We start from the raw sequence: 14,807 nt of genomic DNA on the forward strand, positions 1-14,807 counted from the left end.
GAACTGCGCGATGTATCGAACTAGACCGTACGCGGTAACGTGGCATGTCCGCATCCGAAACCCGCCGATCTCGACGCTTCGCTAGGCACACCCGGAGAAATAACCGGAAAGGACTGGGCCGTCCGGCCGACGCTCTATGAACCGCAAGACAGTGTTTCGCACTTTGGCGATCATCTCGGGCATCATGCTCATGATCTGGCTGTTCAGCTATCTCGGCGATGACACGCGCGGCTGGGAGAGTGTCGACACCTCCGTGGCGCTCAGCCAGCTGAACGACAAAGCCAACGTCAAGAACGTCCAGATCGATGACAAGGAGCAGCAGCTCCGCATCGAGCTGAACAACGGCAACGAGGCGACCAACGACAACACCAAGATCGTCGCCAAGTATCCGGGCGGCGGGGAGACCTCCGCGCAGATCTTCGACGCGGTCAAGCAGTCCGGCGCGAAGTACGACACGGTCGTCAAGCAGGAGAGCTGGCTCTCGCAGCTGCTGCTGTTCATCGTCCCGATGGTGCTGCTGGTCGGCCTGTTCCTGTTCGTGATGTCGCGCATGCAGGGCGGCGGTCGCGGCGGGATGATGGGCTTCGGCAAATCCAAGGCCAAGATGCTGTCCAAGGACATGCCCAAGACCACCTTCGCCGATGTGGCCGGTGCCGACGAGGCGGTCGAGGAGCTCTACGAGATCAAGGACTTCCTGCAGAACCCCTCGCGTTACCAGGCCCTCGGCGCCAAGATCCCCAAGGGCGTGCTGCTCTACGGCCCGCCCGGAACCGGTAAGACCCTGCTGGCCCGCGCGGTCGCCGGTGAGGCGGGCGTGCCGTTCTTCACCATCTCCGGTTCGGACTTCGTCGAGATGTTCGTCGGTGTCGGTGCCTCGCGCGTGCGCGACCTGTTCGAGCAGGCCAAGCAGAACAGCCCGTGCATCATCTTCGTCGACGAGATCGACGCCGTCGGCCGCCAGCGTGGCGCCGGTCTCGGCGGCGGTCACGACGAGCGCGAGCAGACGCTCAACCAGCTGCTCGTCGAGATGGACGGCTTCGGCGACCGCACCAACATCATCCTGATCGCGGCCACCAACCGGCCCGACATCCTCGACCCGGCGCTGCTGCGTCCCGGCCGCTTCGACCGGCAGATCCCGGTCGGCAATCCCGACCTGGCCGGTCGCCGCGCGATCCTGCGGGTGCACTCGCAGGGCAAGCCGATCTCGCCCGAGGCCGATCTGGAGGGTCTGGCCAAGCGCACCGTCGGCATGTCCGGCGCCGACCTGGCCAATGTCATCAACGAGGCCGCGCTGCTCACCGCGCGCGAGAACGGTCAGTTGATCACCGGCGAATCGCTGGAGGAGTCGGTCGACCGCGTGATCGGTGGTCCGCGCCGCAAGAGCCGCATCATCAGCGAGCACGAGAAGAAGATCACCGCCTACCACGAGGGTGGCCACACGCTCGCGGCCTGGGCGATGCCCGATATCGAGCCCGTCTACAAGGTCACCATCCTGGCCCGCGGCCGCACCGGCGGTCACGCCATGACGGTGCCCGAGGACGACAAGGGCCTGATGACCCGCTCGGAGATGATCTCCCGGCTGGTGTTCGCCATGGGCGGCCGCGCGGCCGAGGAGCTGGTGTTCCACGAGCCGACGACCGGCGCGTCCTCCGATATCGACCAGGCCACCAAGATCGCCCGCGGGATGGTCACCGAGTACGGCATGAGCGCGCGCCTGGGCGCCGTCCGCTACGGCCAGGAGCAGGGCGACCCGTTCCTCGGCCGGTCGATGGGCACCCAGGCCGACTACTCGCACGAGGTCGCCCGCGAGATCGACGAGGAGGTGCGCAACCTGATCGAGGCCGCGCACACCGAGGCGTGGTCGATCCTGAGCGAGTACCGCGAGCAGCTCGACGCGCTGGCCACCGCGCTGCTCGAGCGCGAGACGCTGCACCGCAAGGATCTCGAGACCATCCTGGCCGGGGTCGAGAAGCGCCCGCGTATCACCGCGTTCAACGATTTCGGTGACCGGCTGCCCTCGGACAAGCCGCCGGTGAAGACCCCGGGTGAGCTGGCCGCCGAGCGCGGCGAGCCGTGGCCGCCCGCCCAGCCAGCGCCGGTGCCCGCCGGTGCGCCGATGGAACCGGCCAACGGTCATCCGGCACCGCCGCAGTACCAGCCCGCGCCGCCCGCGTCGGGGTACCCGCTGCCCAGCGCACCGACCCAGGCGTTCCCGCGCCAGTCCGGCACGCACGGTTCGCGGCCCGATTACGGTGCCCCGGCCGGTTGGTCGGCGCCGGGCTGGCCGCCGCGCGAGGAGCCGCAGCAGCAGCAACCGCCGCAGCCGCAGGCCCCGCCGCCGAACCAGGGCAGCGCTTGGGCCCAGCCCGAGCAGCACGCCGACGGCTTCCAGGCCTGGGGCGAACAGCCCGCCCAGCAGCCCGCGCCCGAGCCGGAGAACAACGACTGGGAAGGGCCGAACGGCCGCCGCTGACCGGTGGCCAACTACGCTCGATCGTCGGATGCCGGTGCAGGACCCGGCATCGACATGTGGAGGTGCGGAGAAGTTGTCTGGTAACGGGTCGAGCGCCGAATTCGCCGGCGAGCTCGGGGCGACGAGCCCGTCGCAGCTGACGGCACTGGCGACCGGGCGCGAATTCGACCAGGAACGGGCCGAGGCGGCGGTGCGCGAGCTGCTGCTCGCCGTCGGCGAGGACCCCGACCGCCCCGGCCTGCTCGACACCCCCGCCCGGGTGGCCCGCGCCTACCGGGAGATGTTCGCCGGGCTCTACACCGAGCCCGACGAGGTGCTCTCCACCACCTTCGACGAGGGCCACCAGGAACTCGTGCTGGTGCGCGACATCCCGATGTACTCCACCTGCGAGCACCACCTGGTGTCCTTCCACGGGGTGGCGCACGTGGGCTACATCCCCGGCCCGCACGGCCGGGTGACGGGGCTGTCCAAGCTGGCCCGCGTCGTCGACCTCTACGCCAAGCGCCCGCAGGTGCAGGAGCGGCTGACCAGCCAGGTCGCCGACGCGGTGATGCGCAAGCTGGAACCGCGCGGCGCGATCGTGGTGATCGAGGCCGAGCATCTGTGCATGGCGATGCGCGGTATCCGTAAGCCCGGCGCGAGCACCACCACCTCGGCGGTGCGCGGCCTGTTGCAGACCAATGCCGCCTCGCGTGCCGAGGCGCTGGACCTCATCCTGCGCAAATGAGCGAATCCGGCGTGATCGCGCGCGGTGACCGCTCCTGTGTGGTCATGGGCGTGGTCAACGTGACCGGGGATTCCTTCTCCGACGGTGGCCGCTATCTGGATCCGGAACTGGCGATCGCGCACGGTATCGAGCTGTACACGGCGGGCGCCGACATCGTGGATGTGGGTGGCGAGTCCACCCGGCCCGGCGCTGACCGGGTGGATCCGGCCACCGAGGCCGCGCGGGTCGCGCCGGTGATCCGCGGCCTGGTCGCCGAAGGCGTGCCGACCAGCGTCGACACCATGCGCGCCGAGGTCGCCGAGGCGGCCCTGGCAGCGGGCGTCGCGGTGGTCAACGATGTCTCCGGCGGGCGGGCCGACCCGAACATGGTGAAGGTCGTCGCCGAGGCCGGAGTGCCGTGGATCCTCATGCACTGGCGCGCGGGCGCGGACTACCGGCACACCGGTCCCGCCGACCACTACGACGACGTGGTCACCGAGGTGCGCGCCGAACTGGCCGCCCAGGTCGAACTGGCCGTGGCCGCGGGCGTGGCCGCCGACAAGCTCATCCTCGATCCCGGCCTCGGCTTCGCCAAGAACGCCGAGCACAACTGGGAACTGCTGGCCGCGCTGCCGGAATTCGTGGCCGACGGCCTGCCCATCCTGATCGGCGCCTCCCGCAAACGCTTCCTCGGCGCGCTGCTGGCCGACGAGTCCGGCCCGCGTCCGCCGGACGGCCGGGAGATCGCCACCGCCGCGGTGTCGGCCATCGCCGCCACCCAGGGCGCGTGGGGGGTGCGCGTGCACGATGTGCGCGCCTCGCTGGACGCTATCGCCGTCGTCGACACGTGGCGTCACGCCACCGCTGCCCGAGGAGCCGCCCGATGAACTCACCGCTGCTGCCCCCGCCCGCCGGGCGTGCCGCGTCCTCGCGGATCGAGTTGCGTGGACTGCGGGTGTTCGGCAGGCACGGCGTGTTCGATTTCGAGCGGCGCGATGGTCAGGAGTTCGTGGTCGACCTGACCGTGTGGGTCGATTTCGCCGCCGCCGCGGCCTCCGACGACCTGGCCGACACCGTCGACTACGGCGCGCTGGCCGAGCGCGCGGTCCGCATCGTCGCGGGGGAGCCGCGCGACCTCATCGAGACGGTCGTCTCCGAGATCGCCGACGACGTGATGACCGACCCGCGCATCGAGGCCGTGGAAGCCGTCGTGCACAAGCCGTCCGCGCCCATCCCGCACACCTTCGCCGATGTGCGCGTGGTGGCCACCCGCTACCGCACCATCGCCCCGGAGCCGCGCCGATGACTCGCGCTGTGCTCTCGATCGGCGCGAACCTGGGTGATCGCCTGGCGCACCTGCGCAGCGTGGTCGACGGGCTGGGGGAGCGGGTCGTCGCGGTGTCGCCGGTGTACACCACCGCGCCGTGGGGCGGGGTCGACCAGGACGACTACCTCAACGCGGTGCTCGTCGCCGAGGACCCGGCCTTCGACGACTACGCCTGGCTGCGCGTCGGCCAGGAGCTCGAGCAGGCCGCTGGCCGGGTGCGCGAAGTGCGCTGGGGCGCGCGCACGCTCGACGTCGACGTGCTCACCTGCACCGACGCCACCGGTGCCACGATCGTGCGGGACACCGATCCCGCGCTGATCCTGCCGCACCCGCAGGCCCACCACCGCGCGTTCGTGCTCATCCCGTGGCTGGACGTGCGGCCCACCGCTACCCTGCCCGTCGCGGGCGCCGAGATCCCCCTCACCCAGCTGCTCGCCGTGCTCGACCCGGCCGAGCGCGCCGGGGTGATCCGCACCGACCTGACCCTCATCGACGAGGGCGTCCGCCCGTGCTGAAACCCACCCGGCTGCTCGACCTCGCGCTGAACGTGGTGCTGGCCGCCGCGGTGGCTTGGATCGGCACCCGCGTCGCGTATTCCGCCTTCCCGCCGATCTCGGTGGCGGCGGGCGCCTCGCTGCTGCCGGTCGCCGCGCTCGAGGCCGTACTGGGGTTCGCGATCAAGGCCAAGATCGCCGACGACAAGGTCGGCGACGGTCCCGGCGAGGTGCACCCGATCAATGTGGCCCGGCTGGCCGCGCTGGCGAAGGCATCGCTGCAGGTGGGTTCGCTGGCGGCGGGCGCCTGGCTCGGTTTCCTGCTGTGGGTATTGCCACAGCGCGCCACCGTGACGGCCGCCGCGTCCGACACCCCGGGTGCGGTGGCGGGCCTGCTGGCCGGTTCTGCCCTGGTTGCTGCGGCATTCTGGCTGGAGTACTGCTGCCGGGCACCCGAGGATCCGCCGGACGAACCGGCTACCACATAGCAACTTTCGAATGGAACCACCGGCCACAACGGTGGGCCCACCAGCGATTCCCGGCTACCCTGGCCACCATGGTTTCACCCTCCCGTAGCACCACGCCCCGTCGACGGCGGGACGACGCGGGAAAGCTCTTCATCGGCGTTCTCATCCTGCTCGGCCTGACATCCAGCGTTTTCCTGATCTTCAGCGAGAACGTGCAATACGTCCGGATCGGCCTGGTAGCGGCTCTGTGGGCGGCGGTGATCGGCGCGCTCGCGGCCACCCGCTACCGCAAGGACGCCGCGGTCGACAAGGCCAAGGTTCGTGATCTGCAGACGGTGTACGAGTTGCAGCTCGAACGGGAGATCAACGCGCGCCGCGAGTACGAGATGGGGGTGGAGGCGCGGGTGCGCGCCGAGGTGGGTGCCGACGCCACCGAGATCGCCGCGCTGCGCGCCGAGCTGACCCTGCTGCGCCAGAACCTGCAGGTTCTCTTCGAGGGTGCCCTGCCCGACGAGCAGGTGGCCCTGCAGGCCGACGCGGTCCGCATCGACGCCCTGCCCGCGGGCAGTTTCGATGCCTTCGACGACGTCGAGCCGGATTTCGAGGATAGCCCGGTGGATGCCAACGCGGCCTGGTTCGGCCCGTGGCAGCAACCGCCCAGCGCACTGAAACCGGTCTTCATGCAGCCCGTCGCGGCCAATTTCGCCGACCCCTACGACGACCCGGTCACCGCCGAGACCTCGGCCGTCTCGCTCGAGGACTACGCCGAGGCCCAGCAGGCCGCTGCCACCGATTCGCCGGTCGTCGCCTCGGCCACCGGCACGGATTCGCCCTTCGTCCCGCCCACCACCGGCAAGACGCCCCCGCCGCGCCTGTCGGCCCCGCACACCCGTCAGCTCAACGCCGACGGCCTGGACGACCCCGCCACGGCGAGCAAGGAGCCCGCCGACCCGGCGTCCGCGGCGAGCCCTGCCCCGGAGCCCGCCGCGGTGGCGAATCCCGCGTCGAGCGCGCCCCAACCGCCCGCGGACCCGGCGCAACCCGCCGCGCCCGCCGTCGGCACCAGCTCCCGCCGACGCCGCCGCGCCGAATCCGAGGGCGCCACCCGCCTCTCGGTCGCCGACATCATGGCCAACCTCGAGTCCGAGGCCAGCCGGTCCTGAGCCCCGAGAGATAGATCACGGGCGCGGGCCGTGGCGGTGCGGACCGCCCGCCCTCTATTCTCGATGCGTAACGTCCGGTACCCGCTGCGCGGGACTGGAACGAAATCGAGAGGACAACGTTGACCTCGAGAAGTGTCAATTCCGATGGCGCGAACGTGGGTGTCGACCCTGCGCCCGCACGGCTGACGGTGGGAATCGTCTCGGCGGGACGGGTGGGTTCGGCCCTGGGTGTCGCGCTCGAGCGAGCCGGCCATGTGGTCTTCGGTGTCGCCGCGATCTCCGATGCCTCGGTGCACCGGGCGCAGACGCGGCTGCCCGAATCGCAGGTGCTGCCGGTCGAGGAGATCGCCCGCCGCAGCGAGCTGCTGCTGCTCGCGGTCCCCGACGCCGAGCTGGCCGGACTGGTCCGCGGCCTGGCGAGCGCGGGCGTCGTGCGGCCCGGCACCATCGTCGCGCACACCTCCGGCGCCAACGGCATCGCCGTGCTGAACCCGCTGATCGAGCAGGGCGCCCTCGGCCTGGCCATCCACCCCGCCATGACCTTCACCGGCCACGACGAGGACATCGAGCGCCTTGCCAATGCCTGCTTCGGCGTCACCGCCGCCGACGAGATCGGCTACGCCATCGCCCAGGCGCTGGTGATCGAGATGGGCGGCGAACCGGTGCGCGTCTCGGAAGAGCAGCGCACGCTCTATCACGCCGCCCTCGCGCACGGCGCCAATCACCTGGTGACCGTCATCGTCGACGCGGTCGCCGCCCTGCGTGCGGCGCTGTCCGGTCCGGGCCTGCTCGGCCAGCCGGTGGTCGACGACCAGCCCGGCGGCCTGCCCGAACGACTGCTCGCCCCGCTCGTCTCGGCCGCGCTGGACAACGCGCTGCGCCGGGGGCCCGCCGCGCTGACCGGTCCGGTCGCGCGCGGCGATGTCGACGCGGTGGCCGCGCATCTGCGCGCGTTCGAGTCGGTGGATCCGCGCCTGGCCGAGGCCTACCGGGCCCTGTCGCTGCGCACCGCCGAACGCGCCGAGACCAATCCTGCTCTGCTGGACCTGCTCGCGAAGGAAGGCCACTGATGGAACCCCGAGAAGTGCACTACCACCAGGGTGGGGCCAGGGCCACCGGCGCGTACAAGCCCGGCGCGCTCACCGTGCACCACAGCCCCGAGGTGCTCTCGACCGTGGCCAAGGCGCTGCGCGGCGCCGGGCGCACCATCGGCTTCGTGCCGACCATGGGCGCCCTGCACGAGGGTCATCTGCAGCTGGTCCGCCAGGCCAAGCTGGCCAACCAGGTCGTAATCGTGTCGATCTTCGTCAACCCGCTGCAGTTCGGCGCTGGCGAGGATCTCGACGCCTACCCGCGCACCCTCGACTCCGATCTCGAGCTGCTCCGCCACGAGGGTGTCGACCTGGTGTTCGCCCCCTCGGCCCACGACATGTACCCCGAGGGCCCGCGCACCACCGTGCAGCCGGGTCCGCTGGGCGCCGAGCTCGAGGGCGGCAGCAGGCCGACCCACTTCGCGGGCATGCTCACCGTCGTCGCCAAGCTGCTCAATATCGCCCACGCCTCCGAGGCGTACTTCGGCGAGAAGGACTACCAGCAGCTCACCCTGATCCGGCAGATGGTGCGCGACCTGAACCTCGAGGCCAAGATCGTCGCCTACCCGACGGTCCGCGAGGCCGACGGCCTGGCCCTGTCCTCGCGCAACCGCTACCTCAGCGCCGAGCAGCGCGACACCGCGCTGGCCCTCTCGGCCGCCCTTGCCGCGGGCAGGCACGCCGCCGGTCTGGGCGGCGAGGCCGTGCTGGCCGCCGCGCGCGGCGTGCTCGACGCGGTCGACGGCCTCGCCGTGGACTACCTCGAACTGCGCGACGCCAATCTCGGCCCCGCGCCCACCGCGGGCAATGCCCGCCTGCTCGTCGCGGCCAAGGTCGGCGACACCCGCCTGATCGACAACGCCCCGATCGTCCTCGGCGCCCAGATCGACGGACACCCCGACGCGAACTCCCTGCCTGCCACCCAGGCGCTCTGAGAAAGGCGACGACGATGTTGCGCACCATGATGAAGTCCAAGATCCACCGCGCCACGGTGACCCACGCCGACCTGCACTACGTCGGCTCGGTGACCGTCGACCAGGACCTGCTCGACGCCGCCGATCTGCTCGAGGGCGAGCAGGTCTGCATCGTCGACATCGACAACGGCGCCCGCCTGGAGACCTACGTGATCGCCGGTGAGCGCGGTTCGGGCGTGATCGGGATCAACGGCGCCGCCGCCCATCTCGTGCACCCCGGCGACCTGGTCATCCTGATCGCCTACGGCCAGCTGGACGAGGCCGAGCTGCGCGCCTACGACCCCAAGGTGGTCTTCGTCGACGAGCGCAACCGCCCGGTCGAACTCGGTTCCGACCCGGCGCACGCCCCCGAGGGCTCCGGGCTCACCTCCCCGCGCTCGCTGTCGTTCGCCTGAGCGCGACGGGGGTCGCGAGATGCTGCTGACGATCGACGTCCGCAACACCGGGATCGAACTGGGCCTGATCTCCGGCTCCGGGGACCATGCGAAGCTGGTGCGCCACTGGCGCATCCACACCAACCCGCTGCTCACCGCCGACGAGTTCGCCATGCAGGTGCGCGGGCTGGTCGGTGACGAGCTCGACCAGGTCATCGGCGTCTCGGCGCTGTCGACCGTGCCGCCGGTGCTGCGCGAGCTGCGCACCATGCTCGCCCGCTACTGGGCGCACGTGCCGCACGTGCTGGTGGAACCCGGTGTGCGCACCGGCATCCCGCTGCTGGTGGACAACCCCAAGGAGGTCGGCGCCGACCGCATCGTCAACTGCCTGGCCGCCTACCGCCAGTTCGGCGGCCCGGCGATCGTGGTCGATTTCGGCACCGCCATCTGCGTCGACCTGGTCTCGGCCAAGGGCGAGTTCCTCGGCGGGGTGATCGCGCCGGGCGTGGAGATCGCCACCGAGGCGCTGGTCGAACGCAGCGCGCTGCGGCGGGTGGAACTCACCCGCCCCCGCTCGGTGCTGGGCAAGAACAGCATGGAGTGCATGCAGTCGGGCGCGGTCTTCGGCTTCGCTGGCCTGGTCGACGGCCTGATCGACCGCATCCGCGACGAATTCGACGCCTTCGCGGGCAGCGATGTCACCGTGGTGGGCACCGGCGCGGGCGCCCCGCTCATCGTCCCGGAATCCGAGACGATCGATTCCCACGAGCCGCATCTCACGCTGACCGGCCTGCGCCACGTCTACGAGCGCAACAAGAAGTGAGACGCAGGTCATGATCGACTCCGCTGATCATGACCTGCTAAACTCACGCTTGTGTATTTCCGTGTGAGCACCCAGGAGTGTTGTCGAGGCTGACCTGCCTCGACCGTTCGAGGCTGACGTTTTCCCCTCGACCGATCCACACCTTCTGGAGATGCGCTCATGCGTTCTTCTGTCCTTTCCCTTTCGTCCGCGCGCGACGAATACTCCGCGACGCCCCCGCTCGACCGGGCCATCGCCTCGGCGCTGCCGACCCGCCTGCGTCCGGCCGATCTGCTGCGGCTGACCGACGAGGGTGCCGAAGACGTCCTCGCCGGTCGCTACGACCACCTGTTACCCGCCGACGGCATCTGGCCCACCGAACAGCGCTGGGCCACCCGCCTGCAGCACGACGACGAGGTCGACGTCTGGCTGATCAGCTGGACCCCCGGTAAGTCCACCGACCTGCACGACCACGCCGGTTCGCTCGGCGCGCTCACCGTGCTCAGCGGCGCGCTCTCGGAATTCCGCTGGAACGGTTCGGAACTGCGCAGGCGCACCCTCGCCGCTGGTGACCAGGCATCTTTCCCGATCGGCTGGGTGCACGACGTGGTGCGCGCGCCCGCCGCGGCCGAATCCGTCGGCCCGCTCGACCCCACGCTCAGCGTGCACGCCTATTCCCCGCCGTTGTCGGCGATGTCGTATTACGAGGTGACCGGTCACGGCACCCTGCGGCGCACCAAAACTGTCCTCACCGACCAGCCCGAAGGTGACCTGTGATGAGTCGTTTGACGATTGATCAGATGCTCGAGAACGCCCGCGCGGAGCTACAGCGGCTCTATGTCTACGACGTGCCCGCCGCATTGGCCAGGGGCGCGATTCTGGTCGACATCCGCCCCGCCGCCCAGCGGGTCCGCGAAGGCGCGCTGCCGGGCGCGCTGGTGATCGAGCGCAATGTCCTGGAATGGCGGCTGGACCCCACCTCCTCGGCCCGCTTGTCGCTGGCGGCGGACCACGACGTGGAATGGATCATCTTCTGCTCGGAGGGCTACACCTCGAGTTTGGCCGCGGCCTCGCTGCAACAGCTCGGTTTGCACCGGGCCACCGATCTCATCGGCGGATACCAGGCGTTGAAGTCCGCGGGCATGCTGACCGTCGGCGTCGGTGTCCCGCACTTCGCCCGCGAACTGGACTCGCTGGCCGCGTTGTAGTTCGCCGTTCGATCACCCCGCTGTCCGCGTGCCGGACGGCGGGGTGAGTTGTGTTGTCCGCGTGTCGTTTCAGGGCTCGTTGTGTTTCAGTTGTGTGACGTGGGTTGCATCCGGCCGGGGAATGGGCGGGGTGGGCTCCGATGACCGGGGAGTTTGTCCGGGGAGCGCGCGAATCCATTTTCGGCGCACGCTACTGTTATCGGATGTGAGCACCCCTAACCCTGCCGAGACCGGCCGCGCCGTCAGTTCCGCCGTGGACAGTGATGTCCCCGAGCAGATGCGGATTCGCCGGGACAAGCGGGAACGGCTGCTAGCCGAGGGCGGGGAGGCCTATCCGGTCGTCGTGCCGCGCACGCACACCCTGGCCGAAATTCGGGCCGCCTACCCGGATCTGGAGCCCGACACCCAGACCGGTCTGCGGGCCGGTGTCGCGGGTCGCGTCATTTTCGTGCGCAATACCGGCAAGTTGTGTTTCGCCACCCTGCAGGAGGGCGACGGCACCAAGCTGCAGGCCATGATCAGCCTGGCCGCGGTGGGTGCCGAGGCGCTGGCCGCCTGGAAGTCCGATGTGGACCTCGGCGACTTCGTCTTCGTGCACGGTGAGGTCATCTCCTCGCGCACCGGCGAATTGAGCGTGATGGCCGATTCCTGGTCGATGGCGGCCAAGTCGCTGCGGCCGCTGCCGGTGGCGCACAAGGAGATGAACGAGGAGTCGCGGGTCCGGCAGCGCTATGTCGACCTGATCGTGCGCCCGGAGGCCAGGGAAATGGCTCGGACCCGGGTGAACGTGGTCCGCGCGCTGCGCACCGCGCTGGAGCGCCGCGGTTTCCTCGAGGTCGAGACCCCGATGTTGCAGACCATCCACGGCGGCGCCGCCGCGCGCCCGTTCGTGACCCACTCCAACGCCCTGGACATGGACCTTTTCCTGCGCATCGCGCCGGAACTGTTCCTCAAGCGCTGCGTGGTCGGCGGCCTGGAGAAGGTCTTCGAGATCAACCGGAACTTCCGCAACGAGGGCGCCGACTCGACCCATTCGCCCGAGTTCGCCATGCTGGAAACCTACGAGGCTTACGGTACCTACGACACCTCGGCGACGATGACCCGGGAATTGATCCAGGAAGTCGCGCAGGAGGCTTTCGGGACCCTGGTGGTGACCCTCGCCGACGGGACGGAATACGATCTCGGTGGCGAGTGGACGACCGTCGAGATGTATCCCTCGCTGTCGGAGTCGATCGGTGTCGAGGTCACTCCGGAAACCACTGTCGAAGAATTGCTGGCGCTCGCCGATCGGGTGGGTCTGGAAATTCCCACGGGTAAGGGCTACGGTCACGGCAAACTCGTCGAAGAACTGTGGGAACATGCCTATGGTGACAAGCTCTACGCACCGACTTTCGTCCGCGACTTCCCGGTCGAGACATCTCCGCTGACCCGTCAGCATCGCACGAAGTCCGGGGTTACGGAGAAGTGGGATCTGTATGTCCGCGGGTTCGAGTTGGCCACCGGCTATTCGGAGTTGGTCGACCCGGTGATCCAGCGGGAACGCTTCGTCGACCAGGCGAGGCTCGCCGCGGCGGGCGACGACGAGGCGATGGTGCTCGACGAAGACTTCCTCGCCGCGATGGAACACGGCATGCCGCCGACCACCGGAACCGGTATGGGAATCGATCGCTTGTTGATGGCACTGACCGGTTTGGGAATCCGGGAAACGATCCTGTTCCCGATTGTGCGTCCGACTAGTCGCTGACCAGTCAATTTGCGGGGCGAAGGTCTCGTGTTGGAAATTTCGCATTTCGGGGTATTCTTGCCTCGGGTATTCGGCCTGGAGGCAGGCTTGACGATTTCGAGAGGACGTTCATCTCATGGCAAAGAAGGTCACCGTTAGCCTGATCGACGATGTCGACGGTGAGTCCATCGCGGACGAGACCATCGAGTTCGCGCTCGACGGGGTTTCGTACGAGATCGATCTGTCGGAGGAAAATGCGGCTCGCCTGCGCGAAGGGCTGGACGAGTGGGTCGCCAACGCCCGCCGCGTGAGTGGCCGTCGCCGGGTGAAGGCCGCCGGTGCGCCCGCGCCGCAGGGCAAGAGCCGCGTTTCCATGGACCGCGAGCAGAGCGCCGCCATTCGCGAATGGGCCCGCCGTAAGGGCCACAAGGTCTCGGCCCGTGGCCGTATCTCGGCCGACATCACCGAGGCCTACAACAAAGAGGTCGGCAAGAACTAGCCGGCGGGCGCTCGTCGCGCCGTTCGTCTCCGCGCCCGAGGGGCCGATCCACCGCAGGACCACCTGCCCGGATCGGCCCCTCAGGCGTCTCGGAAAACGCTGGTGGACAGCATGATCCGGGCCGGGAACCCCGGGAGATAGAATGGGATCGCTGAAGGGGGCCTCCGAGGTAGGTAAGGTATCGACACAGTGACCGAAGCAGCCAGTTCGTTCCTGCGGTATACCGACAACACCGGTCGGCAGCACGAACTGCCGTTGGTCCCGGAACGGCAGCGGTTCACCATCGGTCGCAATGTCCAGGCCGATCTCGTGCTCGGCTGGGATGCCGAGGTCTCCCGCCTGCACGCCGCGGTCGAGCATCTGGGCACGCACTGGACCATCATCGACGATGGCCTGTCCCGCAACGGCACCTTCGTCAACGGCGAACGTCTCATCGGCCGCCGTCGCCTGAGCCCCGGTGATCGCATCCGTGTCGGCACCACCCTGCTGCATTTCTTCGATTTCGGCGGCGTGGTCGACGACGCCACCCATGCCGCCGCCGCGGCCATTCCCACCATGCGCTCGCTCACCGATACCCAGCGCGCGGTGCTCGTCGCGCTGTGCCGCCCGTACAAACACGGCGCCGGATTCGCGACCCCCGCCTCCAATCAGCAGATCGCCGAGGAATTGTTCCTCTCCATCGATGCGATCAAGACCCACCTGCGTGCCCTCTTCGCGAAGTTCGGCGTCGAGAACCTGCCGCAGAACCAGAAGCGCACCCGGCTGGCCGCGCTGGCCATGCAGAGCGGGATGATCTCCGATCACGATCTGTGAGCCCACGACGCTCGCGTAGGTGGGCGAGCGTCTGAACGATGTCGGCGCGGACCGCCACCCGGTTGACTGATCTCAACGCCGGAGCACGGATTCCCCGCTCCGGAATCGGGAGTCAGGAGCCTGGGAAATGTACGCAATCCGGTTGTCCGCCATCGTCTTCGCGCTGTTGAGCACCGGCCTGATCGCGGGGACTTTCTACGCCTACGCGATCTCGGTGATGCCCGCGCTGGCCCGCACCGACGCCCGCACGCTGATCGAGGTCATGCAGAAGATCAATGTGGTGATCATCAACCCCTGGTTCATGTTCGGCTTTCTGGGCACCGTCGGTTTCAGCGCGCTGGCCGCGGTGGTGAGTCTGGGCCGCGAGCACCGTGCCACGCTGATCTGGCTGGCGATCGCGCTGGCGCTCAATGTGATCGCCTTCGCGGTCACCACCGCGCTCAATGTCCCGCTCAACGACGCGTTGATGGCGGCGGGCGATCCGGCGTTGATCGCGGATCTCGCCGCGGTGCGCGCGGACTTCGAGGCGAGCTGGGTGCGCTGGAACATCGTGCGCGCGGTCCTGCACACGGCGGCGTTCCTGGTGCTGTGCGGCGCGCTGTTCGCGGCGGGCGTGCAGCAGGGGCGGTCCGGCTCGGCCGAAGCCGCCCCCGTGCTGTCCCAGACGCAGTCGCTGGTTACCGGCCGGTAGCG

The 14,807-nt window shown here is 69.3% G+C and carries 17 protein-coding genes; all 17 read left to right on the plus strand.

What is annotated here, in order from left to right; genetic code table 11:
- Positions 1 to 136 precede the first annotated feature (136 nt).
- The 17 genes from ftsH to WA675_RS24650 all read left to right on the plus strand — a co-directional run bounded on the left by ftsH (position 137) and on the right by WA675_RS24650 (position 14,805).
- Positions 137 to 2,473, plus strand: a complete 2,337-nt coding sequence (ftsH, locus tag WA675_RS24570) for an ATP-dependent zinc metalloprotease FtsH (RefSeq protein WP_336087541.1) — start codon at positions 137 to 139, stop codon at positions 2,471 to 2,473.
- 73 nt (positions 2,474 to 2,546) lie between these two features.
- The gene (folE, locus tag WA675_RS24575; protein WP_442945714.1) at positions 2,547 to 3,200 is read left to right on the plus strand and encodes a GTP cyclohydrolase I FolE; all 654 of its coding nucleotides are present in this window, start codon (positions 2,547 to 2,549) and stop codon (positions 3,198 to 3,200) included.
- Positions 3,197 to 4,066 carry a dihydropteroate synthase gene (gene folP, locus WA675_RS24580; RefSeq protein ID WP_336087542.1) on the plus strand — a complete coding sequence of 290 codons (870 nt, stop codon included), beginning with the start codon at positions 3,197 to 3,199 and terminating at the stop codon, positions 4,064 to 4,066. Before folE ends, folP begins: the two co-directional genes overlap by 4 nt.
- A complete protein-coding gene (gene folB, locus WA675_RS24585) occupies positions 4,063 to 4,485 on the plus strand; it encodes a dihydroneopterin aldolase (protein WP_336087544.1) in 423 nt (140 codons plus the stop codon). The genes folP and folB overlap by 4 nt, the downstream gene beginning before the upstream one ends.
- On the plus strand, positions 4,482 to 5,021 hold the full coding sequence (folK, locus tag WA675_RS24590) for a 2-amino-4-hydroxy-6-hydroxymethyldihydropteridine diphosphokinase (RefSeq protein ID WP_336087545.1): 540 nt from the start codon (positions 4,482 to 4,484) through the stop codon (positions 5,019 to 5,021). Before folB ends, folK begins: the two co-directional genes overlap by 4 nt.
- Positions 5,015 to 5,488 carry a DUF3180 domain-containing protein gene (locus tag WA675_RS24595; RefSeq protein WP_336087547.1) on the plus strand — a complete coding sequence of 158 codons (474 nt, stop codon included), beginning with the start codon at positions 5,015 to 5,017 and terminating at the stop codon, positions 5,486 to 5,488. Before folK ends, WA675_RS24595 begins: the two co-directional genes overlap by 7 nt.
- 68 nt (positions 5,489 to 5,556) lie before the next feature.
- A complete protein-coding gene (locus WA675_RS24600; protein WP_336087548.1) occupies positions 5,557 to 6,630 on the plus strand; it encodes a DUF6779 domain-containing protein in 1,074 nt (357 codons plus the stop codon).
- 155 nt (positions 6,631 to 6,785) lie between these two features.
- A complete protein-coding gene (locus tag WA675_RS24605; RefSeq protein ID WP_336087549.1) occupies positions 6,786 to 7,700 on the plus strand; it encodes a Rossmann-like and DUF2520 domain-containing protein in 915 nt (304 codons plus the stop codon).
- Positions 7,700 to 8,656, plus strand: a complete 957-nt coding sequence (panC, locus tag WA675_RS24610) for a pantoate--beta-alanine ligase (RefSeq protein WP_336087550.1) — start codon at positions 7,700 to 7,702, stop codon at positions 8,654 to 8,656. The genes WA675_RS24605 and panC overlap by 1 nt, the downstream gene beginning before the upstream one ends.
- A gap of 14 nt (positions 8,657 to 8,670) precedes the next feature.
- Entirely contained in the window at positions 8,671 to 9,090 is a 420-nt protein-coding gene (panD, locus tag WA675_RS24615) for an aspartate 1-decarboxylase (protein WP_278260553.1), read from the plus strand.
- 19 nt (positions 9,091 to 9,109) lie between these two features.
- Positions 9,110 to 9,892 carry a type III pantothenate kinase gene (locus WA675_RS24620; protein ID WP_336087551.1) on the plus strand — a complete coding sequence of 261 codons (783 nt, stop codon included), beginning with the start codon at positions 9,110 to 9,112 and terminating at the stop codon, positions 9,890 to 9,892.
- A gap of 159 nt (positions 9,893 to 10,051) precedes the next feature.
- Entirely contained in the window at positions 10,052 to 10,648 is a 597-nt protein-coding gene (locus WA675_RS24625; protein WP_336087552.1) for a cysteine dioxygenase, read from the plus strand.
- 8 nt (positions 10,649 to 10,656) lie between these two features.
- A complete protein-coding gene (locus WA675_RS24630; protein WP_336087611.1) occupies positions 10,657 to 11,079 on the plus strand; it encodes a rhodanese-like domain-containing protein in 423 nt (140 codons plus the stop codon).
- Positions 11,080 to 11,356: 277 nt separating this feature from the next.
- On the plus strand, positions 11,357 to 12,823 hold the full coding sequence (gene lysS, locus WA675_RS24635; protein ID WP_336087612.1) for a lysine--tRNA ligase: 1,467 nt from the start codon (positions 11,357 to 11,359) through the stop codon (positions 12,821 to 12,823).
- Positions 12,824 to 12,938: 115 nt separating this feature from the next.
- Positions 12,939 to 13,301, plus strand: a complete 363-nt coding sequence (locus WA675_RS24640) for a histone-like nucleoid-structuring protein Lsr2 (RefSeq protein ID WP_336087553.1) — start codon at positions 12,939 to 12,941, stop codon at positions 13,299 to 13,301.
- Positions 13,302 to 13,490: 189 nt separating this feature from the next.
- Complete coding sequence (locus WA675_RS24645; protein ID WP_442945715.1) at positions 13,491 to 14,114, plus strand: FHA domain-containing protein; 624 nt, start codon at positions 13,491 to 13,493, stop codon at positions 14,112 to 14,114.
- Positions 14,115 to 14,241: 127 nt separating this feature from the next.
- Positions 14,242 to 14,805, plus strand: coding sequence for an anthrone oxygenase family protein (locus tag WA675_RS24650; protein WP_336087554.1), 564 nt, complete (start codon positions 14,242 to 14,244; stop codon positions 14,803 to 14,805).
- Positions 14,806 to 14,807 lie beyond the last annotated feature (2 nt).

Source organism: Nocardia sp. SSK8, assembly GCF_037034205.1.
In the GTDB taxonomy this organism is placed as follows: Bacteria; Actinomycetota; Actinomycetes; order Mycobacteriales; family Mycobacteriaceae; genus Nocardia.

What these genes read in the sequence shown, in the direction of transcription:
- WA675_RS24600 (WP_336087548.1), top strand. Translation starts at nt 5,557, where the DNA reads ATGGTTTCACCCTCCCGTAGCACCACGCCCCGTCGACGGCGGGACGAC.
- panD (WP_278260553.1), top strand. Translation starts at nt 8,671, where the DNA reads ATGTTGCGCACCATGATGAAGTCCAAGATCCACCGCGCCACGGTGACC.
- folB (WP_336087544.1), top strand. Translation starts at nt 4,063, where the DNA reads ATGAACTCACCGCTGCTGCCCCCGCCCGCCGGGCGTGCCGCGTCCTCG.
- WA675_RS24640 (WP_336087553.1), top strand. Translation starts at nt 12,939, where the DNA reads ATGGCAAAGAAGGTCACCGTTAGCCTGATCGACGATGTCGACGGTGAG.
- WA675_RS24620 (WP_336087551.1), top strand. Translation starts at nt 9,110, where the DNA reads ATGCTGCTGACGATCGACGTCCGCAACACCGGGATCGAACTGGGCCTG.
- WA675_RS24625 (WP_336087552.1), top strand. Translation starts at nt 10,052, where the DNA reads ATGCGTTCTTCTGTCCTTTCCCTTTCGTCCGCGCGCGACGAATACTCC.
- panC (WP_336087550.1), top strand. Translation starts at nt 7,700, where the DNA reads ATGGAACCCCGAGAAGTGCACTACCACCAGGGTGGGGCCAGGGCCACC.
- WA675_RS24650 (WP_336087554.1), top strand. Translation starts at nt 14,242, where the DNA reads ATGTACGCAATCCGGTTGTCCGCCATCGTCTTCGCGCTGTTGAGCACC.
- lysS (WP_336087612.1), top strand. Translation starts at nt 11,357, where the DNA reads ATGCGGATTCGCCGGGACAAGCGGGAACGGCTGCTAGCCGAGGGCGGG.
- ftsH (WP_336087541.1), top strand. Translation starts at nt 137, where the DNA reads ATGAACCGCAAGACAGTGTTTCGCACTTTGGCGATCATCTCGGGCATC.
- folK (WP_336087545.1), top strand. Translation starts at nt 4,482, where the DNA reads ATGACTCGCGCTGTGCTCTCGATCGGCGCGAACCTGGGTGATCGCCTG.
- folP (WP_336087542.1), top strand. Translation starts at nt 3,197, where the DNA reads ATGAGCGAATCCGGCGTGATCGCGCGCGGTGACCGCTCCTGTGTGGTC.